General features: G+C 70.2%; 20 protein-coding genes. 14 read left to right on the top strand and 6 right to left on the bottom strand.

Features of this window, described 5'->3' with window-relative positions:
• Positions 1-43: 43 nt before the first annotated feature.
• Together LQ566_RS05085 and LQ566_RS05080 are read right to left on the bottom strand one after the other, a co-directional pair.
• Positions 44-667: a hypothetical protein gene (locus LQ566_RS05085; RefSeq protein ID WP_231090526.1), complete on the bottom strand. Its 624-nt coding sequence runs from the start codon at positions 665-667 to the stop codon at positions 44-46.
• A complete protein-coding gene (locus tag LQ566_RS05080; protein ID WP_231090525.1) occupies positions 664-2,805 on the bottom strand; it encodes a PspC domain-containing protein in 2,142 nt (713 codons plus the stop codon). Before LQ566_RS05080 ends, LQ566_RS05085 begins: the two co-directional genes overlap by 4 nt.
• A 116-nt stretch (positions 2,806-2,921) precedes the next feature.
• Here LQ566_RS05080 and LQ566_RS05075 point away from each other — a divergent pair, with 116 nt between their 5' ends.
• Genes LQ566_RS05075 through LQ566_RS05065 form a run of 3 tightly spaced genes read left to right on the top strand, consistent with a single transcriptional unit; the run spans position 2,922 to position 6,060 of the window.
• Complete coding sequence (locus LQ566_RS05075) at positions 2,922-4,418, top strand: ATP-binding protein (RefSeq protein ID WP_231090524.1); 1,497 nt, start codon at positions 2,922-2,924, stop codon at positions 4,416-4,418.
• Entirely contained in the window at positions 4,415-5,077 is a 663-nt protein-coding gene (locus LQ566_RS05070) for a LuxR C-terminal-related transcriptional regulator (protein ID WP_269142783.1), read from the top strand. The genes LQ566_RS05075 and LQ566_RS05070 overlap by 4 nt, the downstream gene beginning before the upstream one ends.
• Before the next feature lie 59 nt (positions 5,078-5,136).
• Entirely contained in the window at positions 5,137-6,060 is a 924-nt protein-coding gene (locus LQ566_RS05065; protein ID WP_231090523.1) for a hypothetical protein, read from the top strand.
• Here the strand turns inward: LQ566_RS05065 and LQ566_RS05060 are convergent, their stop codons facing one another.
• Positions 6,061-7,290 carry an MFS transporter gene (locus tag LQ566_RS05060; RefSeq protein ID WP_231090522.1) on the bottom strand — a complete coding sequence of 410 codons (1,230 nt, stop codon included), beginning with the start codon at positions 7,288-7,290 and terminating at the stop codon, positions 6,061-6,063.
• Between the two features lie 90 nt (positions 7,291-7,380).
• On the opposite strand from LQ566_RS05060, the gene LQ566_RS05055 reads away from it, so the two are divergent.
• From LQ566_RS05055 to LQ566_RS05035, 5 genes are all read left to right on the top strand, one after another.
• Complete coding sequence (locus LQ566_RS05055) at positions 7,381-9,795, top strand: ATP-dependent helicase (protein WP_231090521.1); 2,415 nt, start codon at positions 7,381-7,383, stop codon at positions 9,793-9,795.
• A gap of 428 nt (positions 9,796-10,223) precedes the next feature.
• Positions 10,224-11,321 carry an SseB family protein gene (locus tag LQ566_RS05050; RefSeq protein ID WP_231090520.1) on the top strand — a complete coding sequence of 366 codons (1,098 nt, stop codon included), beginning with the start codon at positions 10,224-10,226 and terminating at the stop codon, positions 11,319-11,321.
• Positions 11,322-11,571: 250 nt separating this feature from the next.
• On the top strand, positions 11,572-12,594 hold the full coding sequence (gene ligD, locus LQ566_RS05045; protein ID WP_231090519.1) for a non-homologous end-joining DNA ligase: 1,023 nt from the start codon (positions 11,572-11,574) through the stop codon (positions 12,592-12,594).
• A gap of 102 nt (positions 12,595-12,696) precedes the next feature.
• Positions 12,697-14,301, top strand: coding sequence for an APC family permease (locus LQ566_RS05040; protein ID WP_231090518.1), 1,605 nt, complete (start codon positions 12,697-12,699; stop codon positions 14,299-14,301).
• Positions 14,302-14,340: 39 nt separating this feature from the next.
• Positions 14,341-15,552 (top strand): saccharopine dehydrogenase family protein, encoded by a 1,212-nt coding sequence (locus LQ566_RS05035; RefSeq protein ID WP_231090517.1) that lies wholly within the window; start codon positions 14,341-14,343, stop codon positions 15,550-15,552.
• 3 nt (positions 15,553-15,555) lie between these two features.
• Here the strand turns inward: LQ566_RS05035 and LQ566_RS05030 are convergent, their stop codons facing one another.
• Both LQ566_RS05030 and LQ566_RS05025 read right to left on the bottom strand, forming a co-directional pair.
• The gene (locus LQ566_RS05030; RefSeq protein WP_231090516.1) at positions 15,556-16,602 is read right to left on the bottom strand and encodes an ATP-dependent DNA ligase; all 1,047 of its coding nucleotides are present in this window, start codon (positions 16,600-16,602) and stop codon (positions 15,556-15,558) included.
• Between the two features lie 45 nt (positions 16,603-16,647).
• Positions 16,648-17,946: an erythromycin esterase family protein gene (locus tag LQ566_RS05025; RefSeq protein ID WP_231090515.1), complete on the bottom strand. Its 1,299-nt coding sequence runs from the start codon at positions 17,944-17,946 to the stop codon at positions 16,648-16,650.
• A gap of 72 nt (positions 17,947-18,018) precedes the next feature.
• Here LQ566_RS05025 and LQ566_RS05020 point away from each other — a divergent pair, with 72 nt between their 5' ends.
• From LQ566_RS05020 to LQ566_RS04995, 6 genes are all read left to right on the top strand, one after another.
• Entirely contained in the window at positions 18,019-18,399 is a 381-nt protein-coding gene (locus LQ566_RS05020; protein WP_231090514.1) for a YchJ family protein, read from the top strand.
• Positions 18,400-18,420: 21 nt separating this feature from the next.
• The gene (locus LQ566_RS05015; RefSeq protein ID WP_231090513.1) at positions 18,421-18,882 is read left to right on the top strand and encodes a hypothetical protein; all 462 of its coding nucleotides are present in this window, start codon (positions 18,421-18,423) and stop codon (positions 18,880-18,882) included.
• 114 nt (positions 18,883-18,996) lie between these two features.
• On the top strand, positions 18,997-21,366 hold the full coding sequence (locus tag LQ566_RS05010; RefSeq protein WP_231090512.1) for a hypothetical protein: 2,370 nt from the start codon (positions 18,997-18,999) through the stop codon (positions 21,364-21,366).
• The gene (locus LQ566_RS05005; protein ID WP_231090511.1) at positions 21,363-24,020 is read left to right on the top strand and encodes an ABC transporter permease family protein; all 2,658 of its coding nucleotides are present in this window, start codon (positions 21,363-21,365) and stop codon (positions 24,018-24,020) included. The genes LQ566_RS05010 and LQ566_RS05005 overlap by 4 nt, the downstream gene beginning before the upstream one ends.
• Before the next feature lie 4 nt (positions 24,021-24,024).
• Entirely contained in the window at positions 24,025-25,056 is a 1,032-nt protein-coding gene (locus tag LQ566_RS05000; protein WP_231090510.1) for an ABC transporter ATP-binding protein, read from the top strand.
• Positions 25,056-25,730, top strand: a complete 675-nt coding sequence (locus LQ566_RS04995; protein WP_308070533.1) for an ABC transporter ATP-binding protein — start codon at positions 25,056-25,058, stop codon at positions 25,728-25,730. The genes LQ566_RS05000 and LQ566_RS04995 overlap by 1 nt, the downstream gene beginning before the upstream one ends.
• Before the next feature lie 10 nt (positions 25,731-25,740).
• On the opposite strand, the gene LQ566_RS04990 is transcribed toward LQ566_RS04995, so the two are convergent.
• Entirely contained in the window at positions 25,741-26,610 is an 870-nt protein-coding gene (locus tag LQ566_RS04990) for a MurR/RpiR family transcriptional regulator (RefSeq protein ID WP_231090508.1), read from the bottom strand.
• Positions 26,611-26,672: the final 62 nt, after the last annotated feature.

Below are 26,672 nucleotides of genomic sequence, written 5' to 3'. Positions count from 1 at the left end.
GGGGGCGGATGCGGGCCCTGAACCGCATCCGCCCGGGGCCGCATCAGAGGAGCGACCGCTGCGCGGCAGAGCGCCGCTGGAGGTGCCGGGCGAGCGCGACGAGTGCACACAGCACCGCGATCACTCCGACGATGAGCACCATCCCCGCGCCGACGGCGAGGGGGGTGATGCGCAACCAGACGTCCGCCAGGAAATCGGCGGAGAGGGCGGTGGTCGACCAGAAGCCGATACCCGCGAGTGCCAGGAAGACCAGACCCCAGATAATCCCGCCCCAGCGGGTACGGGGGGCTTCGGGGACTGTGGGAAGGGAGGGCGCCGGGGGATCACCGGCGGCTGGTGTGACGGGGCTGGGGGCCGCCGTCGCGTCTCGCGCGACGGACGGCGCTGGCGGTGCCATCTGCGCAGGCACGTCCTCCACCGGCGCGGGCGCGATCGAGAGAGCCGGTGCCGTCAGCACAAGGTCCTCGTCCGGAACCGGGCTGCCTTCCAGGAGTGGGTGCGGCGCCGGGGCGGGCGAGTCGGACTCGTCACCATCGGGGCGCCGCTCTTCGGCGGCGTCCGCCACGTCCGAGGCCGGGGGCTCCTGCGAGTGCGTGGTCCCCGAGGACGGCACGGCTTCGTCATCGGTGGCCGGGGTGTACGCGTCAGGCGTGTCGTGGCTGTTCATCGCTTCCTCTCCGGAGCGAGTCCGGCGTTGATCCAGACGTCGTCCTGCTGGGTGATGTTCACATCGGTGATCACGGAACTGCGGGCGTGGGAGTCCGGGTCGCCGGTGATCAGGGGCGACTCGGCCATCGTGTCCAGCGTGAACGTCCACGTGTACGTTCCGTCGTCGTTGGTCCGGGGCGTGGGGAGGTCGATGTTGCGGACGTCCGCATAGCTGTCGTCGGTCTCCTCCACCCGGTAGGTGCCGAGGCTGAGCGATGCCGCGGTGATCGTGAACCTGACGATCATGCCCGCCTCCAGGTCGACCTGCGTGCTTCCTTCGCCACCCTTCTCGAGCGTGATCGAACCGGCCTGCATGGGCAGCATGAGCGACGGTGCGGCAGCGCTCGTCGACGGCTCAGGTGAGGACGAGGGCGCTGGCGCGGCGGTTGCGGTCGGGACGGGTTCCGGCTCCACCATGGCGTAGCCGGGATCCGCCGCCATCCAGGGGTTCAGGTACAGGTTGGTGAATCCGAAGGACTGCAGGTAGGTGCGGTCCGAGGGATCGGGACCGCTGATCGAGGCGCTGCCGATCGGCAGGAGCACCTGGCCGTCCACCCGCGCCACCTCGGATCCGCTCCAGGGCCGTCCCACCGACAGAGCGGGCACCAGCGTGCCGGCAGCGATCACCAGGCTGCTGACGGTGAGGAAGGTGATGAAGCCGCTACGGCGGCGAGCGATGCCCGCCACGATCATCGCGACCGCCCCGACGGCTGTGGCCGCGAGGAAAGCGAGGGTCGCCGCCATCATCGTGCCGCGCGGAGCGGCCACGAGCGCGACGGCGGCACCACCGGCGGCCATCACACCCAGCGTCAGTGCTACGTACCAGAGGGCCGTGCGAGGGCGAGAGGCGCGGCGCCGTGCCCGGGCCTCCTCGTACTCGCGGTTGGCTCGAGCTGTCGCCTCCGCGGCCTCGGCGCGGGCTTGCTCGCGCGCGACACGCTCGGCGTCGCGCTGCTGCTGACGCCACGCGTCGTGCTCCGCGCGCCACTGATCCTGCTGCTGACGCCATGTGTCATACGGAGCAGTCGTGGTCGGCGCGGCGCCGGGGTGAGGCTGGGATGCATCGACGGGGGAACCCGCCTCGGCGCCGGCCGAAGCGGCTAGCGGCCTGGAGGACGCCGCGGCGCTCTCGTGCCATGCGGGCGCGGTGCCGGGCTCGTCCGCCCTGACCCCGCCGGGAACCTCCACGTTGCCGCCACCGGTGGCGGCAACGTCGCGAGCGACGATGTGACCCGTGGAGTCGCCGTCGGCCATGCTGGCGGTGAGACCCTCATACGGGGGGATCTCCTCAGCGCCGGGCGTCGTGCTCGCGGCAGTGGTCGTGGCCTCGCCGGGACCTGCGACCGTCTCGTTGCGCCCGGCTGCGAAGGCGGCCGGCGCGTGCGCGGGGGCATCGAGTCGCGGCACGGGCCAGGCTCCGCCCGCCGGGGCGGTGGTCGAATACGGTGCCGCGCCGGGGTGGGGCGGGGGGCGGAAGCCCCGCGGGTCGGGTGAAGGCACCCCCGGGCCGTACGGATCGAAGCCCGCCTCTGCGCCGCCACGCCGGCGGTGGCGGGGCCGGCGGGCGACGGCCACGATCGCCACGCTCACGAGACCGATCAGTGCCAGCACCAGCAGCCCGCGCCACAGCACGCTGAGCGCGCCGCCGATGTCGTAGATGCCGCCCCATGATCCGCCCGACCACAGCAGCAGGTTGCTGACCCAGGGGATCACCGGCACGAAGCTCAGCAGGACGATCACGAGGGCGGCGATGGTCGGCGGCTCCAGCCTGCCATGGAAAAGGCTCTCCAGATGGATGACACCGGACCGGTCGGGAAGGACGACCCAGAGGATCGCGTACACCAGCAGCATCGGCAGGCCGAGGACGGCCGCCACGACGAAGATGCCGCGGACGATGAGCGGATCGATCCCCAGTCGTGCCGCGATCCCGCCGCAGACGCCGCCAACCCACGCATCGCCGCGGGCGAGCCCCAGGGTGCGAAGCCAGCCGAAGAAGCCGTTGCCCGTGCCGTGGGGCGCGGAGCCGTCTCCACCCGTGCCGGGAGCACCCGGGTACGGGGGAGGTGGGGTCGGCGACGAAACAGGATTGTCGGTCATGCTCTCCACTGTGCCGCCGCCTGCGTCGTGCGCGCCATGGGGGATGCCCCTGACGCACCCCTGATTCCCCGGGGTCGAGCACTCCGGGGCGCGGTGCATTGTGATGGGATGGGCACATGAGCGCTGTTCCTCCGGGGCCGGTGCGCCCGGGGAGCCCGGTGCACCCGCCGTCACCGCCGCTGCCGTGGCACGCCGCGCCTGTGGCGATGCCTGCGCCCGCGGTCGGGGCCGGGCCGGCGGGCGCCGTCCAACATGCTGCGGCGTCCGTGACATCGTCCGCTCCCCGCCCGGTCGGCTCCGTGACTCCACAGCCGCGTCCCGTGCCGGCACCGGGACGAGCCGTGCCGGCATCTCCGTCACCATCGTCGCCGCCCCCGACCGCACCCGCGGGTCGCGCCCTCGGACGCCCGCCCCTGCGTCGCAGCCGTCGCCAGCAGCTCGCCGGCGTCGCCGAGGGGCTGGCCGCGCACCTCGGCTGGCAGGTCGGCACCGTGCGCGTGCTGTTCGTCCTGCTGACCTTCATCAGCGGCGCCGGCCTCATGCTCTACGCATGGCTGTGGGCTCTCGTCCCCCTCGCCGATGCCATGCGGACCGACACCGGAGAGATCGCCGCGGACAACCGGGTCACCCGCAGCATGCCTGCGGCGTGGGCGCTCGTGGGGACCGGTGGGGTGCTCGCGGCGCTCGCGGCCTGGATGGTCGGCACCACGGGGCCCTACCAGAGCGAGTGGTTCTGGTGCTCGATCCTGGCTATGGCCGTCACCGTCGGAGGGGCACTCTGGGCAGGCTTCCTCGACGCGAATGACCCTGATCGCGGGGCCCGTCACGTCACGCTCGTGCGCGGAACGGCGGCCCTCATCCTCGTGGCCGTGCTCGTCACCGACGGCTGGGTGACCATCGGGCAGCGCAGTGTCTCCGCACTGGTGTGCGCGATGCTCGCCGTGATCGCGCTCGGCGCCGTCTACGCACCCATCCTCGTCACACGTCTGCGGGCCGCCTCGCACGAGCGGATCACGCGCATCCGTGAGGAGCAGCGCAGCGAGATGGCCGCGCACCTGCACGACTCCGTGCTGCAGACCCTCGCCCTCATCCAGAATCGCGCGGGTGCCTCCAGCGAGGCTGCGCGCCTGGCTCGCGCGCAGGAGCGGGAGTTGCGCAGCTGGCTGTACGACGGCGATGAGCCAGCGGACAGCGATCTGCCCACCGATCTACGCGACTACGCCGCGGCGCTGGAACTCGACTATCCCGTCCGCATCGATGTGGTCGCCGCCGGCACCAGCACCGAACGCGCCAGCGGTGACCTGGCCGCGGCCGCGCGTGAGGCCATGCTCAACGCCGCACGCCACGCCGGCGGCGACGTATCGGTCTATATCGAGGGGCGCGGCGACGCGGTGGAGGTCTACGTCCGTGATCGCGGACCGGGGTTCTCCCTCGATGGGGTGCCGGCGGATCGTCTCGGCGTGCGCCAGTCCATCATCGGCCGCATGCGGCGTGCGGGCGGATCGGCTCAGGTGCTGCCCGGAGCCGGGGGCAGCGGCACGCAGATCCGCTTGGCGCTGCGGCGTGACAGCTCGTATGCCACGAACGGCATGTCCGAAGGGAGGACTCCATGACCGACGTGCTGCGTGTCGTGATCGTCGATGACCATTCGATATTCCGCTCGGGGCTGCGAGCAGACCTCGATCCCGGCGTCGAGGTCGTGGGCGAGGCCGGCGACGTCGCCGCCGCGGTTGCCGTGATCGCCGCGACCCGTCCGGATGTTGTGCTGCTGGATGTGCATCTGCCCGGTGCCATCGGCGACATCACCGGCGGGGAGGCGGTGCTCCAGCAGGCGCTCCCGCTGTCGCCCGAGACCCGCTATCTCGCCCTCAGCGTCTCGGACGCGGCGGAGGACGTCGTGCGCGTGATCCGCGCCGGCGCGCGCGGCTACATCACCAAGGGATCCAGCGGAGGCGATGTGAGCGCCGGTGCGCGCGCCGTCGCCTCAGGAGATGCGGTTTTCTCGCCGCGGCTCGCGGGGTTCGTGCTCGACGCCTTCGGTGCCATGAGCGGAGAGACGGCCCGGGCAGACGACGAGCTGGACCGTCTGTCGGGCCGCGAACAGGAGGTCATGCGCCTCATCGCGCGCGGCTACGCCTATAAAGAGGTGGCGGCTGAGCTGTTCATCTCGATCAAGACCGTGGAGACGCATGTCTCGGCGGTGCTGCGCAAACTGCAGCTGTCCTCGCGTCACGAGCTGACCGCATGGGCAAGCGCACGGCGGCTGCTCTGAGCGGGCACGCATCGCGGCTCACAGCCAGTGCTGAGAAGGATCCGGAGTAGCATCTCGACATGACGACGGCGAGGACACGGGGCATCAGAGCGCTCGTGATCGTCGCCGTTCTGGCGCTGGGATGCGCGGTGGCGGCCGCTCTGATCGATGGCATCGTTACTGTGCACAGCGGCGCGACGCTCGCTCCCGAACGTTCCGAACGCGACGCATCGATGGCGTGGGCGGCACGCGTTCTGCTGATTCCCACGGCGGCGTGGCTCCTCATCGGCATCCTCGCCACGCGCACCGCTCTCGTGCGACGCCCCGGCGCCGCAGCGGCGCGCTCCACGTGGCTGGCTGCCACGCGGCCGTGGCGTGCGCGCGAGTCGCTGCTGGGCCTGCTGCCCTTCGACCGCGCCCTCATGCTCATCGTGCCGGGCGGTCTGCTGATCGCCACCCGTGCCGTCGAGGCCGCGTTCCTGCCGGCTTCACCCGCTCTGATCCTGACGCTGTCGTGGATCCTCTTCGCCGCGGTCGCTGCGGTGCTGGTCCTGCCTCGTTCGCCGTGGGCGGTGATCGCCGCGATCGGTGGCGTGGTGGTCTTCCAGTGCGCAGTGGACCTCGTCGTCATGTCGGTCGCCGGGCCCGGGGCGGCCTGGGTGGCGGCGTGGGCGTCGTTCCCGCTGCGCGTCGCGGTGTTCACGGTCGGCTTCGGTCTCGTCGGCTGGATGCTCGTGGCCGTCGGGGGAGCGGCGGCCCAGCAGCACGGCACGCGTCGCGCCACCGGTGTGGTGCTGGCGGCAGCCGGAGCCGCGGTGCTGTCGTTCGCCGTGCTCACGCTCGCGTTCGCACCGGAACGATTCGGCGCCCCGTGGGAGGACAGCATCGTCGAACTGCACGCACCGGCATTGCTCGTCTGGGTGCCCGCCATCGTGGGCATCGCGCTGCTGGCCACGGGCCTCGTGCTCCGGCGTGCGCCGGTGCGAGACGAAATCGTCGTCTGATCAGGCCGTCGGCCCCCGCTCTGCATCGCGGATGGTTCGACCCATCCGCCATACGCTGGGAACGCACAGCGTCAGCACGGCGATCACCGCGTAGATGATGCCTGAGGCGGTGATCACCGTGGCGGGGTCTCCGGCGGTGAGCAACCAGCCGAAGAGCATCGTGCCCAGTGGCATCGCGAGGTAGCTGCCCAGCATGTCGTAGCTCGACACCCGGGAGAGCACCTCGCCGGGAACGTTCTCCATCATCGCCACGCTCCACCCCGTGCTGAAGACTTCCAATCCGGCTCCGGCGACGAAGGCGGCGACCATCAGGGGGATGACGGCCGGATGGATGCCGAGCAGCAGCATCGGAAGAGCCACGGCCACCATGCCGATCATGCCGAAGCGCAACGGTCGCGACAGCGGCAGCCACATCAGCACCAGCGTGGTCACGAGTGTTCCGGCGCCGAGGGCTCCCAGGACCCACCCCCACCCCTGGACGCCGAGGAGCGGGTCGTTCTTGGCGATGAACGGACCACCCACCGACCATGCACCGATCTCGAGTGCGTTCAGCAGCCCGAACGCCACGACGATCACCCAGAGCCACGTGCGGCTGCGGAATTCGCCCCACCCGACACGCAGGTCCGTGAAGAGATCCGTGCTCGAGCGCGCGGGCGGAGGCAGCCGCACCATCGCGAGCAGCGGGATGGCGGCCACGAGGCCGATGCCCTCGATCACGAACGCCCACGCGGGGCTGGACAGAGCCACCACCAGACCTGCGATCACGGGCCCGCCGATGGTCACCAGAGAGCGCACGAACGACAGCATGGCGTTCGCCTGCTGCAGGGCGTCATGCGGTACGAGCTGCGGGATGATGCCCTGCATGGAGGGCATGATGAACGCACTGGTGGCCCCGGCGATGACCGCGGTCGCAGCGAGGGACACGACACTGGCGGTGCCCGTGAAGAGCATCGCGGCGGTGACGCCGACGGTGAGGGCATTGACCACGTAGCAGGTCTGGATGACCAGCGCGCGCGGCAGCCGATCGGCCACGACGCCGCCCAGCAGGAGGAACACCACGGTGCTGGCGGTGAGGGAGGTCATCACGATGGACAGTGCGAGCGGGGCGTTGTCGACGGACAGCACGGCGAACGCGAAAGCCACCGACGACATCGCCGCCGTGATCATCTGCAGGGCCCGTGCCAGGAAGAACCAGCGGAAGGCGGGGGCGCGCATCGCGGTCAGAGGCATCGCACCAGGTTAGCGACGGCATCGGACGTCGGATGCGGAGCCGGTGACCGCCGCACCGATGTCCGAGCCCCCGCCTAGACTTGTCAGGTCATGACCGAACAGCAGCCCGTTGTCCTCGGCCGGGATTCCGGCCACGCAGATCCGCTCCTCGATGGGCTGAACCCGCCGCAGCGCGCTGCCGTGGAGTACCGCGGTCCCGCGCTGCTGATCATCGCCGGCGCCGGTTCCGGAAAGACCCGCGTGCTCACGCACCGGGTGGCGCACCTCCTGCGCACCCGAGACGCCTATCCCAGCCAGATCCTCGCCATCACCTTCACGAACAAGGCCGCTGCCGAGATGCGCGAGCGGGTGACGGCGCTCCTCGGGGATGCTGCCCGCGGCATGTGGATCTCCACCTTCCACTCGGCGTGCGTGCGCATCCTGCGTCGCGAGGCGTCGCAGTTCGGCTTCACCTCGTCGTTCACCATCTACGACTCGGGTGACTCCCGTGCGCTGATCAAGCGCCTGGTGAAGGAGCATGAGGCGGACGCGTTCGGTCACACGCCCGCGTCCGTTCAGTCGCGCATCTCCAAGCTCAAGAACGAGCTGCAGGATGCGGAGTCCTACGCCCGCGATGCGAACATGAACGACCCCGCGGAGCGGGTCTTCGTCGAGGTGTTCACCGACTATCAGCGCTCGCTGCAGAAGGCCAACGCGTTCGACTTCGATGACCTCATCGGACAGACGGTGTACCTGTTCCGCGCCTTCCCGCACATCGCCGATCAGTACCGTCGCCGCTTCCGGCACATCCTGGTCGACGAGTACCAGGACACCAACCACGCGCAGTACTCGCTGATCCGCGAGCTGACGAAACCCGTGGGCGCCCCCGAGCCGTTCTCCTCCGGCGGGATGATGATCTTCGAGGCGCCCGGTGAGTCCGCGGACACGGCGCCGTCCTCGCTCACGGTCGTGGGCGACTCGGACCAGTCGATCTACGCGTTCCGTGGCGCGGACATCCGCAACATCACGGAGTTCGAGCGCGACTACCCGGGAGCGAAGGTGGTGCTCCTGGAGCAGAACTACCGCTCCACCCAGACCATCCTCTCCGCGGCCAACGCGGTGATCAGCAACAACTTCGACCGGCGCGACAAGAAGCTCTGGACCGATGTCGGCGCGGGGGAGCAGATCCTCGGCTTCACCGGGTACTCGCAGCACGACGAAGCGCAGTTCGTCGCCGACGAGATCGAACGGCTCCGCCGCGACGGCATGCCGTACGGCGAGATGGCGGTGTTCTACCGGACGAACTCGCAGTCGCGAGCGCTGGAGGAGATCTTCATCCGCTCTGCAGTGCCCTACAAGATCATGGGCGGCACCAAGTTCTACGAGCGGGCTGAGATCAAGGACGCCCTGGCCTACCTCATCGCTGTCGCGAACCCGGCGGACGAGATGGCGCTGCGCCGCATCCTGAACCGGCCCCGCCGCGGAATCGGCGACGTCACGGAGACGACCATCGCCCGTTTCGCCGCAGAGCACGGAATCACCTTCCGTGACGCGCTCGCGAACGCCGCCCAGCTCGGCGTCGGACCGAAGATCCAGTCCGCCATCGCGCACCTCGACGCCGTGCTGCTCGAGGCCTCGGAGATCCTCATGCCCGCCGACGGTGAGGTGCCGCCGCCCACATCCGTGGCCGAGGGTCTCACCCTGCTGCTGGAGAAGTCCGGCTACTTCGACATGCTGCGTCTCAGCAAGGACCCGCAGGACGAGGCGCGACTGGAGAACCTGGACGAGTTCGTCGCCGTTGCACGCGAGTTCGCGCGCAACAACCCGGACGGCGCGATCAGCGACTTCCTGGCCGACGTGGCGCTGGTCTCGGATGCGGATGACCTCGACGACGAGTCCGGGATGGTCTCCCTGATGACGCTGCACACCGCGAAGGGGCTGGAGTACGACGCGGTCTTCCTCACCGGCGTGGAGGAAGATCTCATCCCGCACCGCATCTCCGCGGGCGAGCCGGGCGGACCGCAGGAGGAGCGCCGGCTGTTCTACGTCGGCATCACGCGGGCGCGCAAGCGGCTGTTCATCAGCCTGGCGATGACGCGCGCGCAGTTCGGCGAGGTCACCGTGGCGATGCCCAGTCGCTTCCTCCAGGAGATTCCCGCGGAGCTCTTGCACTGGCGCCAGTCGCCGGGCGACGTCAATTCGCGAGGCGGCACGCAGTCGCGCGCTCTGAACGCACGACGCGGGCCGAACGGGTTCGGTCCGAAGCCGCTCGGTCGCAGCGAGAGTGCGGGCTTCGGACCGAAGTCCACGAGCCTGGACAGGTTCACCAACCGTGTGACCGCTCGGGTCCGAGACAACGGCGACCTGGAGCTGGCGGCAGGCGATCGCATCCGCCACGACGATTTCGGCGAGGGGCGTGTGGACGCGGTCACGGGAGAGGGTGCCAAGCGCATCGCCCACGTCCGCTTCGATGCGGCCGGAGCGAAGAAGCTGCTGATCAAGATCGCCCCGATCGAGAAGCTCTGACGCAGCATGACGAAGATTGAGTGTGCATCGTGCACACTCAATCTTCGTCATGATCAGGGATAAATCCCACTGTTAGCGCTATCCTCGAACGGGGGAAGGCGTCGGGGGATGGTCAGCAACACAGCAGTGCACGCATCGGGGGATTCGTGCGCTCTGCTGTCGTACCCGTGCAACCGGCCCTCTTCCTCGGTCGCTCCCGATCCGGCCCTCGGTATCGTCCGCGTCAGCGGGCGGAGTGCGGGAGCGGTGCCGCGGTGTCGGACCTTCGTGATCGCACGGGCAGGGGTGCCTCGTCATCGATCATCGAGCCGAGTCCGGCCGTAGCCGAGACCCCTGGTGCCTCATGGTGCCGGGGGTCTCGCCTCCCCCGCCGTGGCTCGATGACGCCGGCGGACGCCCGCCGCGTGCGGGGCCGTTAGGCTGGGCGCATGGCTCTCTTCTCGCGCCGAAAGAACACCCCGTCCACGCCCGACGCCTCCGTCGCGCCTGAGGAATCGGCGGTGCCTGCGCAAGCGGAGGCAGCGGCGGAGGCCGTGCCGGCTCCGGAAGAGCCGGTTCCGCACGTCAACATCAGTGTCTCCTCTTTCGGGGGCCTCGGCGCGGGCGCTCCGCAGCCGAAGCCCACCGCACAGGCCGCCCAGCCGGGCGCCGTGCCGGTGGTCGCACCCGGCCACAACGCTGACGGCACGGTGGCACTCCCGTTCGCGGCAGACGAGCCGCCCACGGATCTGGAGACCGTGCCCGGTCTCCGTGACAACGCCGTGCTGCGGGACGCTCTCGCCCGTCTCGGCGAGACGCCGACCGGTGCCGAGCTGCTGGGCGTCTTCCGCCAGGCCCTGCAAGGGCACCTGTTCCTCCGCGTGAAGGGTGACGCTCGTCAGCAGGTGGAAGCAGGCGAGGACCTGCAGCTCGGTGTGATCCGCAACGGCGATGAGAACTACATGCTCGCCTTCAGCTCCGGCCGTGCGCTGCAGCAGGCCGTCGAGGCCGACGGCGACACGGGGACCAGCGCCATCGGTCAGCCCGCTGCGCTCGTGCTGCGCCACGTGCTCGCCAACGATTTCGCGGGCCTCGTCATCGACAACTTCTCGGGCACCGCTCGCGCCGTGATCCCGCGTGATCTCATCGAGCGCGTGATGGGCGAATGCGACCCCACCTTCTCGGTGAAGTCCCTGATCGCGGGCGAGCGCACCGAGGACACCCCTGCCGCGGTCGTCGAGGCGCTGCGGGAGGGCCGGGTCTGGGTCGCGGTCGGCCGTGCCGGGGACAACGAGGACGGCACACCGCGCTTCGGTGTCGCCGAGGCGCACACCTCCGACGGCAGGCGGCTGCTGCAGCTGTTCACTCACCCTCTCGAGGTGGTCGCGCTCGGTCGCGGAGAACAGGCGGCCCCCTTCGCGTCCGACGCACTCATCAAGGCGCTCGCAGACAACTCCGGTGTGTCGGGCGTGATCCTCGACCCCGCCGGACCCAATCTGCGTCTCACCCGTGAGCACCTCGCACCGCTGCTGACCCCCGCCTCCTGACGCACGGGGCGCACTGGTCTCAGAACAGGCTGATGCGTCGCCCGGAATGAGCAGTTCGTGAGACCGGCGGTCTCAGTGCTCTCACAAACTGGGATCGTGCGGCCGAGGATTCGCAGAATCTGAGACCGCAGGGTGTGTGGCGTCGCGACGTCCTGCGCCCATCCGGGGGGCATCCCGGGGTCCACCTCGGCCCCTCGGGTCGTCGGCGCGAGGTGTTTCGCGCGGGGAGGGCGACGCGTAGGGTGCCGGTATGGCCTCAGAGCGCATCACGCTGACCGTTCCCGGACCCGAGGGCGACCGGGAGGTGTCGCTGTCGAGCCCGAACCGCGAGGTGTTCCCCGCGGCCGGGATCACGAAACACGAGCTGGCGGAGTACGTCATCGCGGTCTCGGGCCCGTTCCTCGCCGCGAACGGGGACCGTCCGGTGTCGCTGGAGCGGTTTCCCGGCGCGATCGATGGAGAGAGCTTCTTCTCGAAGAACCCGCCGAAGGGCACTCCCGACTTCGTGGGAGCTGTCTCCGTCCGCTACAACTCGGGACGGGTGCACCCGCAGCTGGTGCTCACCGAACCCGCCGCGATCGTGTGGGCGGTTCAGATGAACACCGTGGTTTTCCACCCGTGGGCCTCGCTCGCGGGGAACACCGACAACCCCGTCGAACTGCGCATCGATCTCGATCCGCAGCCGGGGACGACCTTCGCCGATGCGGTACATGCCGCGCACGGCATGCGATCGGTGCTGGCGGAGGCGGGGCTGGAATCCTGGATCAAGACCAGCGGAAATCGCGGCATCCACCTGTTCTGCCCGATCGAGCCGACGCACGAGTTCCTCGACGTCCGCCACGCGGTGATCGCGGCCGGCCGCGAACTCGAGCGCCGGATGCCGGACCGCGTGACGACCGCGTGGTGGAAGGAGGAGCGCGGCGAGCGCATCTTCATCGACTTCAACCAGGCCAATCGCGACCGGACGATGGCCGGCGCTTACAGCCCGCGCGCCCTGCCGACGGCCACGGTGTCGACGCCGGTCACCTGGGACGAACTCGACGATGTCGATCCCGCCGCGTTCACGGTGCGCACCGTTCCGGCCCGGCTGGCGGAGGGTGGTGATCCGTGGGCGCGGTTCGATGAGAACCCCGGCCGGATCGACACCCTGCTGCAGTGGTGGCAGCGCGACGTGGAGGCCGGTCTCGGCGAGATGCCGTTCCCGCCCGAGTTCCCGAAGATGCCGGGAGAGCCGCCGCGTGTGCAGCCCTCCCGCGCCCGCAAACAGGACTGAGTCCCGCGCCCGCACACAGGACTGAGCTTCCCCCTGCCGTGCGGCTCGCGCGGGCTGTGGGAAACGTTGACGGGGCCGCGGCAATACCGCTAGCGTCGCGCCATGACGTCGCAACCCGATGCGACCGGTGGCTCCGCCGGTCCCAGGCGCTCGCACAATGGCCTGGTTCCCGGCCCGCCGACCGGCAAGGGCCTCGCGATCGCGAAACTCGGGCTGTGGGGCTCCACCGTCATCGGTCTCGCATCGACCGCCCCGGTGTACTCCCTCGTCGCCACCCTGGGCTTCGTGGTGGCTGCCGTCGGCGCGCAGGCGCCGATCGCCTTCATCATCGCGTTCGTGCCGATGCTGTTCATCGCCTTCGCCTACCGCGAGCTGAACAACCGTGTGCCCGACTGCGGTACCACCTTCACCTGGGCCACCAAGGCGTTCGGACCGATTCTCGGCTGGATGGGCGGCTGGGGCGTGGCGATCGCGGGGATCATCGTGCTGGCCAACCTGTCGCAGGTGGCGGGCACCTATCTCTGGCTGCTGATCGGGGACGGCTCGCTCGCGGACAACCCCTGGGTGGTCACCGCGACCGGCGTCGTGTTCATCGCGGCCATGACCTACGTGAGCTATCGCGGCGTCGAACTCGGCGAGCGCATCCAGAACATCCTCCTGATCATCCAGTACGTCGCCCTGGCGCTGTTCGTGGTCGCGGCGATCTGGAAGATCTCCACCGGGCAGGCGGAGACCGGGGCGACGCCGGAGCTCTCCTGGTTCAATCCCTTCGCGTTCGAGTCGTACTCGGGCTTCATCGAGGCCGTGCTGCTGTGCCTGTTCATCTACTGGGGCTGGGACACCTGCCTCGCGCTGAACGAGGAGACGAAGGATCCGAAGCGGATCCCGGGTCGTGCCGCCGTGCTCACCTGCATCGTGCTGGTCGGCACCTACGTCGCCGTGACCGTCGCCGCCATGGCGTATGCGGGCCTCGGAGACAGTGGCGTCGGCCTGGGCAATCCCGACAACCAGGACGACATCTTCCTCGTACTGCGCGATCCGCTGCTCGGCCCGCTCGGTTTCGTGCTGGTGATCGCGGTGCTGGTGTCGGCGGTGTCGTCGACGCAGACCACCATCCTGCCGACCGCGCGCGGAACCCTGGCCATGGCGGTGTACAAGGCGCTGCCGCACGCATTCGAGAACGTCCACCCGAAGTTCAAGACGCCGTCGTTCTCCACCCTGATGATGGGCATCGCCGCCACGGTGTACTACGTGGGCATGACCCTGATCAGCGACAACATCCTGCAGGATTCGATCCTCTCGCTGGGCCTGGCGATCGCGTTCTACTACGCGATCACGGGCTTCGCCTGTGTCTGGTTCTTCCGCCGGGAGCTGACTCGCTCTGCGCGCGATCTGTGGTTCAAGGGGATCTTCCCGCTGCTGGGGGCGCTGATGCTCACGTACGCCTTCGTGCAGTCGCTCATCGACATGTGGGACGTGGACTACGGCTACACGACGCTGCTCGGAGTGGGCGGCGCGTTCGTGATCGGCGTCGGCTCCCTCCTGCTGGGCGTGGTGCTGATGGTGGTGTGGTCGCGCTTCGGCGAGGCTCGGCCGTTCTTCCGCGGCGAGGCGCTGAACGAGGACACCGAGGTGCTGGTGCCGGAGGACGAATACGGACTGGAACGCTCGGTCGACGGCGGTCTCACCTCGGGTGGGGCCTGGTAGGACGAACAACGCACGTTCGCGTGCGAGAGGGGACGACACATGCGCATTCTGATCCTGGGGGCCGGCGGTGTCGGCTCCGCCGCCGCACGCATCGCGAAGCGACGGGACTTCTACGAGGCGATCGTGATCGCCGACTACGACCCCGCACGGCCCGCGCAACTCGTGGCCGAGCTGGGCGACGAACGATTCAGCGCTGCGCGCGTCGATGCGTCGGACGAGGGCTCGGTGGCTGATCTCATCCGCGAGCACGGTGTCACGCACGTGCTGAACGCCGTGGATCCGAGATTCGTGATGCCCATCTTCCGCGGTGCGTTCGCCGCGGGTGCCACGTATCTCGACATGGCGATGAGCTTGTCCCACCCCCATCCGGAACAGCCGTTCCGCCTGCCCGGGGTGAAGCTCGGCGACGAGCAGTTCGCCCTCGCCGCGGAGTGGGAGGCGGCAGGTCGCCTCGCACTCGTGGGGATCGGCGTCGAGCCCGGTCTGGCCGACGTTTTCGCACGCTACGCGGAGGACGAGCTGTTCCAGAGCATCGACGAGATCGGGGTGCGGGACGGGGCCAACCTCACCGTGGACGGGTACGACTTCGCGCCATCGTTCTCCATCTGGACCACGATCGAGGAGTGCCTGAACCCGCCCGTGGTCTACGAGGACGGCCGCTGGTACACCACCGAGCCGTTCAGCGATCCGGAGGTGTTCGACTTTCCCGAGGGCATCGGACCGGTCGAATGCGTCAACGTGGAGCATGAGGAGGTCCTGCTCATGCCGCGGTGGACCCGAGCGCGCAAGGTCACCTTCAAGTACGGCCTGGGCTCGGAGTTCATCGAGGTGCTCCGCACGCTGCACAAGCTGGGTCTGGACCGCACGGAGCGGGTGACGGTGCCCGGGGGTGAGGTCTCGCCGCGCGACGTGGTGGCAGCGAGCCTGCCCGATCCCGCCACCCTGGGGGACCGGATGCGCGGCAAGACCTGTGCCGGAATCCACGTGACCGGCATCGGGCGTGACGGACACCCCCGCTCCACCTACCTCTACCACGTGGTCGACAACGCCGACTCGATGGCGAGGGACGGGTCGCAGGCTGTCGTCTGGCAGACGGCGGTCAATCCCGTCGTGGCACTGGAGCTGCTGGCCACGGGAGTGTGGAGCGGCACCGGTGTGCTGGGCCCCGAGGCCTTCCCAGCCGCACCCTTCCTCGAGCTGCTGGCCGACCCCGACGCCTATGACTCGCCGTGGGGCATGGTCGAGATGTGAGGACTAGTCCTCCAGCACCTCATCCAGATCGAAACGGGGTACCTGCTCCAGTTGCTCGTAGGTGCATGAGCGGGGGTCGCGGTCCGGACGCCAGCGCTCGAACTGGACGGTGTGCCGGAAGCGCAGGCCCTCCAACTGGTCGTAGCGGACTTCGAGCACGCGCTCGGGACGCAGCGGCACGAAGCTGACATCCTTGCTGCCGCTGAACCGGCTCCGTTCCCCTTCGGCGCGCACCAGCTGGCCCTCCGCGTCGCGCTCGACGAGCGGCTCGAGCTCCTCCACGAGCTCCTGTCGTCGTGCGTTCGTGAACGCGGAGACGCCGCCGACCTGACGCAGCAGTCCGTCCCCGTCATACAGGCCCACAAGGATCGATCCCACTCCCGAGCCCGACGAATGGACCCGGTATCCGAGGGCGACGACATCCGCGGTGCGCGCATGCTTGATCTTGAGCATCGCGCGCTTGCCCGGCTGATAGCCGTCGGCGAGAGGCTTGGCCACCACACCGTCCAGTCCCGCGCCCTCGAACCTGCTGAGCCAGTCCGCCGCAACGGCAGGGTCGGTGCTCGCGCGTGTCACGTGGAGTGGATCCGGGGCATCGGCCAGCAGCGCGAGCAGTCGCTCCCTGCGCTCGCGGAAGGGGAGGGCTGTGAGATCCTCATCACCGTCACGGAGCAGATCGAACGCCACGATCATCGCCGGTGTCTGCTCGGACAGCAGGGCCACACGCGAAGCGGCGGGATGAATGCGCTGCGACAGGGCCTCCCAGTCCAGCCGGCGGGATCCGGCGCACCCGGTGGCCACGACGATCTCACCGTCGATGACGGCGGGCCGGGGCAGCAGCCGGGGCAGCGCCGCGACGAGCTCGGGGAAGTACCGGGTGAGAGGCTTCGCTCCCCGAGAGCCCAGCTCGACCTCGGCGCCGTCCCAGGCGGCGAGCACACGGAACCCGTCCCACTTCGGCTCGAACAGGAGACCGCCGGGGTGACGGGCCGGATCGGGGATGGCGCTCACGGCCTTGGCGAGCATGGGAGCAGGGAGATCGAAGAGCATGCCCTCATGCTCGCGTGCGACCGTCGTCCTGTCGAGCCCCGTCCCTCATCCCGGATCAGTGAGGGTCGTGCGCCACGGCGTGATGGTATCGACGTGGATGGCGGCATCGAAGGCCGTCCGGGGAGTGGAGAGGATCTCCCCATCGCCGTTCATCGTTGAGCGGGTGGCGTCGATGAGCCGCACGATGGGGTCGTCACCACATCGATCTCGCCAGCTGAGGAGGCCGAATGCGATGGCGGGAGAAGCGAGCAATGCGTCGAGGCTGCCGGGTGCTGCCGCATCCAGCCACTGTGTAAACGGCACCGAGTGCCCGGGGCGGCTGTCCGGCGCCGGGCGATGCAACCACACCTCCCCGCTCCCGAAGGTGGTCGCGATCGATACGTAGTCATCGCCGAGGGAAGCAGCGAGGTGTGTGCCCATCGTCGGGAAGGGCTCAGTCACCAGCGGCGGGGCGAGCATCGGCGAACGCTGAATGTGACCGTTCGCTGCGACCACCAGCACCCGCTCGCCTCGTTCGAGAAGCGCGTGCACCGTACGTGCCATGAGGGCGTCTCGTGCGCTGGATGGCGTGATTCCTCCCGCACGACGCTCGATCATCGCGGTGAGGAAGCCCACCCCGAACCGCGCGCTGTCGGCCAGCCGGCGCAGCGTCCATGCGATGTCGCCGCCGGCGTCCGCGGCATACTGCGGCCAGAGCGCTTCGATCCGGGTGGTCAGCCGTGCAATTGCGGCGGTGAGGGCGTCGCGATCGGCTGCGGGGAGATCGAGGTAGGCGTGCAATGCTGGGGCTGCCCAGGCTATGCCGCCGTCGTTGGGAGGCAGATAGCCGAAAAGCGGCAGGATCTCGCGGCGCACCACCTCTGCGTACCCGGGATCGACGATGTCGAGAAGCCGCGCAGCCTCGTCCAGGGGCCGTGGTCCGCCTGCCCCGGATGCGCTGACGTCCAGCCCGAAGAAGCGGACCCGGCCGTCGGCTCGCAGATCCTCGAGCAGGCTGACCGACTCCGAGCAGGAACCGAAATGGTAGGTCATGCCGACGCGGGCGACCTCTGCGGCATCGCCCTGGTCTCCCGAAATCCAGCGCTGGACGCCCAGCCCCTCCGCGAAGCCCGATTCGATCGCGAGCGCGGTGAAGCCGTGACGTTCGACGAGGTATCGGAGCAGCCGGTGCCTCACGGCGAGGAATTCGTGAACGCGATGCATGCTCTCACCCAGCGCGACGACCCTGGCCTCTCCGATCAGCTGGTCCAGCGGCTCCAGATCGGCGTAGTCGTCATCATCCGCGGGTTCGACGGTGCGGAGCCGGTGCAGCGCACCACCGACGATCTGCCGGATCTCGTCCATGATCCGAGGCTAGCCATCACTGGGGGCGCACACGTGCGGCGTTCGCTGTCAGCGACCGGGGAGAATGGGGTGATGGCGATGTGTCTCTGTGGGTCCGGTGCTGAGGCGAGCTCGTGCTGTTCGCGTTTCCTGGACGGCGACGCTGTGCCCGCCTCGCCGGAGCAGCTGATGAGATCGCGATACACGGCCTTCGCGCGCGGCGATGCCCGGTACCTGATGAGCACGTGGCACCCCGGCACCGCGCCGGCGGAGCTCTCCCTGGACGACGCCACGCAGTGGCTCGGACTCGAGATCCTCGATGCGCCGCCGGTTGCGGACGACGCCAAGCGCGGCGTGGTGGAGTTCGTGGCGCGCTACCGCGAGTCCTCGGGCACACGGGGCCGCATCCATGAGCGCAGCCGCTTCGTGCGGCAGAGCGGTCGCTGGTGGTATCTCGACGGCGTCCATTCCTGAACCGACCGATACCATCGAGACGTGTTCACTCCGCCTCCCGCCCCCGTCGTGATCCGCGGCGGATTCTGGGGACCGCTCAGCTCCTATGCCCTGCTCTGGGCCGGGGGACTGGTGATCGTGTGGGGAGTCTCACGCAGCAATCCCCTCGCCTCGATCGTGGTCGTGGTGGCGATGCTCGCCGTCTTCGGCGTGATGTCGCTGATCGCGTCGGGAACCACGATCGCGCTGGATGACCGGGAGGTGGTGGTGACCCGACGTTTTCGGCCGACGTGGCGGTCACCGCTCACCGACTTCACGCACGTGGTGGAGAACATTCCGTCGCGACCGCGGATGCCGGCCCTTGCGGGCTGGAGCTTTCGCACCCGGTCCGGGAGCACCGCGGCGGTGGAACTCAGCTGGTTCTCGCCCGCAGACCGGCGCGCGCTGCATCGCCTGTTCGGCGATGTGATCGTGAACGCGGACGCAGGCCTGCGACGGCGCTGAGCCGCTGCACGCGGTACACGGCTGCGAGATCGGAATCCGGTTAGTCTGTCCGAAGTCCCCGCGCCGACGCGGTGGCACGAAGGCGACCCGCCGACGGGTCGGTAGGGGGTGACAATGGCATTCGCCTGGCGCCGAGCCCGCGTCGGCATGGGCCGATTGATCGCCATCGCCCTGCTCGTGCTCATCGCCACCGCCGGGGTCGGGGTTCTGCAGACGATCACCACGGCGGCCGTCTCGGCGGGATCCGAGCGGATGCTGGAGGACGCGGCTCCCGAGGGTCGCACCATGCGAATCGCCGCGAACGGCGTTGCGGATCTGGGCGACGTCGATCAGCGCGTGCGCATGGCGGTGAATGACGCCTACGGCGCCGCTCCCGTGCGCATCGATCGGCGCGAGAGCGCGGTCGTGACGGATGATCGGGGTCGTGGCTGGGAACTGCTCGCCGATGCGGGGGCACAGGACCGCGCCCGGCTCACTGCGGGGGCCTGGCCAGCGGAGGCGGGCCAGGCCGCTCTTCTGGAGACGTCCGCGCGCGCAACGGGGGTCGCGCTCGGTGACACGATCCGCACCGCGACGGGGGAACTGCAGGTCATCGGAACGTGGCTGCCGCTGGATGACACGGACCCCGCGTGGGCGGGGGATCCGGCCGTGTCCTCGGGCCGCACGGGCAACGCCGCCGGCCCGCTGCTCGTGACGCAGGACGCGCTGCACACCGCGTCCACGTCGGCGCGCGCGGAGTGGGTCATCGCACCGACATCGCTGTCCGCCGCCGGAATCAGCTCCTACCGTTCCGGAACCGCGCTCCTGGAACGGGTGCCGAAGAACGTCGATCCGGACAGTTCCGTCGGGCTTTCGGTGAGCGGTGAGCTGGCGGGCACGCTGGAGCGCATCGATCGAGCGGCGGTGGGAACACGCGCGATCGCTCTGCTGCCACTCGCTGTGGTACTGGTGATCGCCGCTGTGGTTCTCGGCTTCCTCGTCCTCTCTCTCGCGCAAACCCGCCGCGGCGAGACGGATCTGCTGCGCGCTCGCGGCGCGTCGGCCTTCGCGGTGGCGCGTGACGCGATGGCGGAGATCCTGATCGCCACCAGCCTCGCAGCGGGAGCCGGGGCCGGATTCGTCGCCCTGGCCGCGGCGGGGTGGCAGGTCGCACCCGCGGACGCGATGACGCCCGCGCTGCTGGTCGCGGCTCTGCTCGTCGCGGTCGCGGTCGCGGCCGCCGGATTCGCCGCGACCCGCCGGCCCTTCGCCCGTGAGCGCACCGACTCCGATCGCGCCACCGCCATCGCCCTCGGGACGCCGCTGCTGATCGTCGGGGTGATGGCGGCGGTGTCCTATCTTCAGCTTCAGGCGCGGGGCGGCGTCGTGGCCCCCGACGGCAGCGCAGACCTGTTCGCGCTTCTCGCCCCCGTGCTGCTGCTCATCACCGCGACCCTCCTCATCGTGGCCAGTGCGGGACCTCTCGCATCGCTGGGGGCCCGCGCCGCGCGCACCCGTCGCGGGTTCGTCGCCGCGCTGGTGCTGCGCCGCATCTCGCGCAGCAGCCGCACCCTGACCGCCGCGCTGCTGTGTCTGTCGCTCGCCGCGGGCATCGCGACGATCGGCCTCGTCCTCATCCCCGCGATGGGCGAAACACAGACCGCGGCGCAGCATCGCAGTCTCGGCGCAGACGTACGAGCGACGTTCCCCGTCCAACCCGGCAGCGACGCGAGCTCCGCACAGCTCGTCGCCGAGGCGTTCGGAGACGGCGCCTCGGTGGCTCTCAGTGGGCCCGCCACGGTGGGATCGGAAGCTGCAACGGCGCTCGCCGTTCCTCGCTCGGAGGCGGAGGCGCTGGTGGAGCCCGCCGCAGTGGTGGGCCTGGAAGATGCGACACAGCGACGCATCCCGGTGGTCTTCGGCGGCGTTCTCGCCGAACGGCTCGGCGCGCGCGTGGGCGATCAGATGGACCTCCGTCTGACGGCGCTGTCCAAGACGCTGCCCGTCTCCGTGATCGCCGTCGTTCCTGCGGTCGCGGGTGCGGGTGACCGCGGAGTGCTGATGGATCTCGCGGTGCTTCAGAAGCTCGGCGTCTCGCGTACCGGGGTGGTGCCGCAGCCCACCAGCGTGTGGGTGCGGACGGATGACGCGGACGCCGCGGCAGCCCGGTTGCGGGCGCTGAGTGCCGAGCCCGTCCAGATCCGCACGGCCCTGACCGATTCCGATGCGCCTGTGCGCGCCCCGGTCATGCTCGCGCTGCTCGCCGGAATCGGCCTGGCGGCAGCCATCGCCGTGGCGGGCTTCGCCGCCGTCATGGGCGCCGTCGTGCGGGAGCGGCGCGCCGATGAGCCGGCGCTTCGTTCGCTGGGCATGACAGTGCGGTCGGCCCGCACAGCGGCGCGAGCCGAGACCGTCGTCGTGGCCGGGTTCGCGGTGTTCAGCGGTGCGCTCGCAGGTGCAGCGGTCGCCGCCGCCATCGTGCCGCTGTTGGAAGGTGCACTGTGAGCCATCGTCCCGCCACCGGTGTGCTGCTGGCGCGCACCGCCGTCACCGCTCCGGTGATGTCCACCTTCGTCGTCCTCGTCGTCGCGGTGCTGTCCGTGATCGGTGCCGGGGCGCCCGCGTTCCTCGAGTCCGCTCGCACCGACACGGTCCGCGTCGCGCTGGCGCAGCTGCCGCCGTCCAGCCGGGATCTCTCCGGCAGCGGTGCCGGGCTTCCTCGGCTGGGATCCGGCGATCGCGCCACCTGGAGCGCAGCTGCGGCAGATCTGCGAGACCAGGTCGCCGCGCGCATGCCCGAGACGCAGGACGTCCTCGGAGCCGCACGCATGATCGTCCAGGTGACGAGCGGCTGGAGCACTCCCGTGGGGGATCCTCCCGAGCACCAGATCGCCAACGACGTGATGCTGACGCTCGACCCGCAGTGGGCGCAACGCGTCGACATCGTCGACGGCCACGCGCCGGCCGCCCCGGTCGCCGGCGGCGACATCCCGGTGGCGATCTCCGTCGACGCGTCGGAGAAGCTGGAATGGCCCATCGGCGAACGCCGGGATTTCGCGGGCCGGGTGCTGGTGCTGAGCGGAACCTATGAGGTGCAGGACCCCCACGACCCGGACTGGGCGTACTCGCCGTCCTCCGTCGTCAGCGGGCGCGCACCCACCAGCGAAGGCGGCATCGTCACCGTCGCCGCCGCCTATGCGGCAGCCGATTCCCTCGACGAGTTCGATCCCGATTTCGCCGCGACGGCAACCACCGTCAGCTGGATCCCCGTGCAGGGCGAGCGGATCACGGCGGATTCTGCGGAGGCGGTCGCCGCAGAGCTGCGCGGAGCGTCCACCTCGCGTTTCCGCGTGCCGATGACCTTCTCCGACCTCACGGATCGTGGCTACGTCCTGGCCTCGGCCGCCCCGCCGGTCCTCAGCGCCGCCGCCGCGCGCGGTGGCGCTCTGCTGGCCGTGTTCGCCGTCATCGCGGTCGGCCCGCTCGCGGTCGCTCTTGTCGCGCTCGCCCTCGCCGGTCGCATGCTCGCGCAGCGTCGGGCCGGCATCGTCCGCCTGGTGAGTGCACGCGGCGCCTCGGCGCTGGGCGTGTCCGTGGTTCTGGGCGTGGAAGGGCTCGTCCTCGGGGTGCTGGGAGCGGGGATCGGTGTGACGTGCACCGTTCTGCTGGGCCTCTGGCAGCACCCGGCTTCGTTGATCGCCCCGGTAGTGTTCGCCCTCGTGCCAGCCGCCGTCCTTCCCCTCGCGGCAGCGGTGTCCGCGCGTGCGGAGCTGCGGGCCGCCGCCGGCGGTGCGCCCACGGCGGGACGGGCGCGCCGGCTCATCGTCGAGGCGTTCGTCGTGCTGTGCTGCTCGGCCCTGGTCGTCCTCGTTGCAGGCCGGGGAGGGCAGGTGGCCACCTGGGACCCCCTGCTCACCGTCGTTCCGCTGGCGCTCACCGTGATCGCCGGCATCATCGCATTGCGGGTGGTTCCGCTGTTGCTGACCGCGGCGGAACGCGCCGGCGTGCGTTCGCGGCGGCTCATGCCGCTGCTCGGTCCCGCCCGCTCGGCTCGCGTCCCGGCCGTGCGGTCCGCCTCCGCGCTCGCCTCCATCGTCGGTCTCGCCGTGGCGGTCTTCGCCGTGAGCTTCGCGACGACCGTCGACGGCGGCATCGACGACACGGCTCGCGCGCAGACCGGCGCCGAGCTGCGGGTCCAGACTCCCTACATCGGACCCGAGCGGCTCGCCGCCGCGCGCACCGTGCCGGGGATCGCAGCGCTTGCGCCGGTGTACTCGTCGTCGAAGCTCAGCATCAGCACGGGCGGGCAGAAGGTGCCGGTGCGCATGTTCGTGGTCGACAGCGACGAGCTCGCCGAGGTGAGGGCGGGCGCATCCGGGACTGCGCTGCCCGGGACTCCTGCTGCCGATCACATCCCGATCGTGGTGTCGCAGTCCGCGCGGGCGCGCCTGGGTGACGGGGAGCTGACGGCGAACGGGCACGTCCTGAGCATCGAGGCGGTGGCTCCCGACGACAACCCCTACGGCGGGTACGACGTGTGGATCCTGGTCGATCATGCCGCGATGCGCGATCTCGGCGTCCGTCAGGACGCGCCCGATGTGCTGTTCGTCCGGCTGGATCCGTCCGCGTCGTTGATCGATGTGGAAGCGGGCTTGACCGGTGCGCTTGCCGCGCCGCAGTTCACGACTCCCGCGGGCGTGATCGCCGAGCGCAGCGCGGATCCGGCGCTGCAGGCGGTGCGCACCGCGCTGGCGATCTCACTCACCCTGGTGGCCGCGCTGCTCGGGGTGTGCATCGTCATGATGCTGGTGCTGGGTGCCCCGGCCCGGGCGCGCGTCCTGCGGGTGCTGCGCGCTCTCGGCTCACGCAGCCGCGGATTCGCCCTGGTCGCCTGGGACGTGCTGCCCACCCTGATCGTCACGATCCCGTTCGGCGCGGCCGCCGGGTTCGTCATGTCGGCGGTGGTCATCGCCGCCCTGGATCTGACCGGTTTCGTCGGTGGGTCGGTCCGTCCGACGATCCACGCGGGCGGTCCCTGGCAGATTGTGGTGATCGGGGGATACACCCTCGTGGTGGTGCTCATCGGTCTCGCGGCCGCCGCCCTGGCCGCCGCGCGTGCGGCCCGGTCGTCGGACCAGCGGATGGAAGAGGAAGGATGAGGGCGTGAACACGACCCAGCTCGCGAGCGACGTCGGCACCGGAGGAATCCTGTGCGAGGGCGTCGTGCGCATCTTCACCGCTCAGGGAATCGAGGTGCAGGCGCTGCAAGGGCTGAACCTCACCGTGGACACCGGCGAGATGGTCGCCCTGGTGGGTGCATCGGGCTCGGGCAAGTCCACCCTGCTCGGCATCCTCGCCGGCCTCGATGCCCCCACGGCGGGAGTGGCCCAGGTCGCGGGGCACGATCTCACCACGATGCGGCGCGCCGAGCGGCTGGCCTATCGCCGGCGCAGCGTCGGATTCGTGTGGCAGCAGTCCTCGCGCAACCTGCTGCCGTACCTCACCGCGCGGGAGAACATCGCGATGGCGCACACGGTGGCGCGGGTCGTGCCGAAGCCGCGGCGGGGCGCGCTCAGTGACGAACTGTTCGAGCTGCTGGAGATCGGGGACATCGCCGATCGTCGTCCGGCGCAGCTGTCGGGCGGCCAGCAGCAGCGGGTGGCGATTGCCGTCGCGCTGGCGAATGAACCGCGTGTGCTGCTGGCCGACGAGCCGACGGGGGAACTGGACGAGGCCACCGGCGCCGAGGTACTGGCGGCGATGGAAACGGTGAACGCCGAACGGGGAGTGACCACCTTGATCGTCACGCACGACGCCGCCATCACTCAGCACGTGGGCCGTACCGTGCGGATCCGCGACGGGCGCACATCCACCGAAACGCTGCGCAGCACGCTGACCGGGGCGGACGGCGAGACCACCCGTGTGGCGGAGGAATACGCTGTGATGGATCGCGCCGGACGCCTGCAGCTGCCGCAGGAGTTCGTCTCCGCCCTGCACCTGCGCGACCGCGTGAAGGTGTCTCTGGAACCCGACCACGTGCAGGTGCGACCCTCCGTGCCCCCGACGCGCGCCGCGGCGCCTCCGCCCGGCGACGCACCGGGGACGAGCGCGGCAGCGGCACGGCCTCTCACCCGCGCCGAGGCGCGTGCCGCCCGCGCCGCTGCCGCTGCTGCCGACACCGAGGGAGGCCGATGATGCCGGACGTACTGAACGCCGTCGAGCTGACGCGCACCTTCCGGACTCCGGCCGGGGAGGTGCACGCCGTGCGCGGGGTGACGATGTCGGTGGCAGCAGGCGAGCTCGTGGTGGTACGCGGGAGATCCGGCGCGGGAAAGACCACGCTGCTGAGCCTGCTCGGCGGGCTGGATCGCCCCACCTCCGGCGCGGTGTTCGTGGACGGTCAGGACCTCGCGGCCCCCGCGACGAACCTGTCCGCTCTGCTGGGCGACCGCGTCGCCTCCATCCTGCAGACCGGCGGACTCATCCCGCAGCTGAGCGCCGCGGAGAACGTCGAAGTGCCGCTACGCATCCGCCGCACCGCCGTGGCGGAGCGCGATGCCCGCGTGGCTGCCGCGCTGGAGGCCGTGGGGCTCGCCGAGCACAGCCGCCAGCGCCCGAGCGAGCTGTCTGGCGGGCAGCAGCAGCGCGTCGGGATCGCACGCGCTCTCGTGATGTCGCCCGGCATCCTCTTGGCGGACGAGCCCACGGCCCAGCTCGACAGCGAGACAGGCGCGCAGATCATGGCGCTGATCGCCCGTCTCGTGCACACCGAGGGGACCGCAGCGGTGGTGGCGACGCACGATGCGGCCATGGCCGAGCGTGCCGATCGTGTGCTCGAACTGCACGACGGAGCGCTGGTCGTGAGCTGATCGCCACCGGTCAGCGTCGGGGGAGCTTGTGCTCCCGCACGGCATCGTGGCTGGCCACGAGAAGCCGCTCGGCCGTGGCGAAGTTGCGCTGCACCACACGCACCACGAGGAAGTCGACGATCACCATCTGGGCGAGTCTGCTCGACATCGCGGCGGTGCGGAATGCGGCCTCACGGGCAACCGTCGTGAGCACGATGTCGGCGTCGAGCGCGACCGGGGACGACGGATCGTTGGTGATGGCGATCGTGGTGGCACCGCGCTCTCGTGCCAGCGCCAGCACCTGCTGCGTCTCGAGTGTGTATCCGGAGTGCGAGATTCCGAGCACGACGCTGCGCCCATCCGTGCTCGCGACGGAGGTGAGCGCGAGGTGGGTGTCGCTCCAGCAGAAGGTGGGGGTGCCGATGCGATGCAGCTTGAGCTGCAGGTCCTGTGCGGTGAGGCTGGAGGATCCCACACCGAAGACCTCGACCCGGGTCGTGGCGCCGAGCGCGGCGGCCGCGGCGTCGAGAGCGGCCAGATCCAGAGCGCGGGCGGTGTCCTCGATCGCTCGCACCTCCTGGTAGGCGACCTTCGAGACCAGATCGGCGACGGAGTCCTCCGTGGAGATGTCGGCATCCGCCACCTGGAAGTGCTCGCGTGAGGCCTCCTCACGGCTGTGCGCGGAGGCGAAGGCGAGACGGAAGTCCTTGTACCCGGCGAAACCGGCCGCGCGGCACATGCGTGTGACGGACGCGGTCGAGACTCCGACCGACTCGGCGAGCTCCGTGATGGTCGAGTGCAGCACGAGGCCCGGATCGTGCAGAACGGCGTCGGTGACGAGGCGCTCGGTGCGGCTCATCGATCCGAGCTTCTGCCGCAGGCTCGTGAGCACATCGCTCATGGCCGCTCCTTCGTGCTGTCTGGCGCCACCGGGCCGACGCACCGGTGCACCCTGAGAATACC

The sequence above is a fragment of the Microbacterium nymphoidis genome (assembly GCF_021044885.1).
Lineage (GTDB): Bacteria > Actinomycetota > Actinomycetes > Actinomycetales > Microbacteriaceae > Microbacterium > Microbacterium nymphoidis.
The sequence above is the reverse complement of the archived record's forward strand: the minus strand, read 5'-3'. Positions and strand labels throughout refer to the sequence as shown.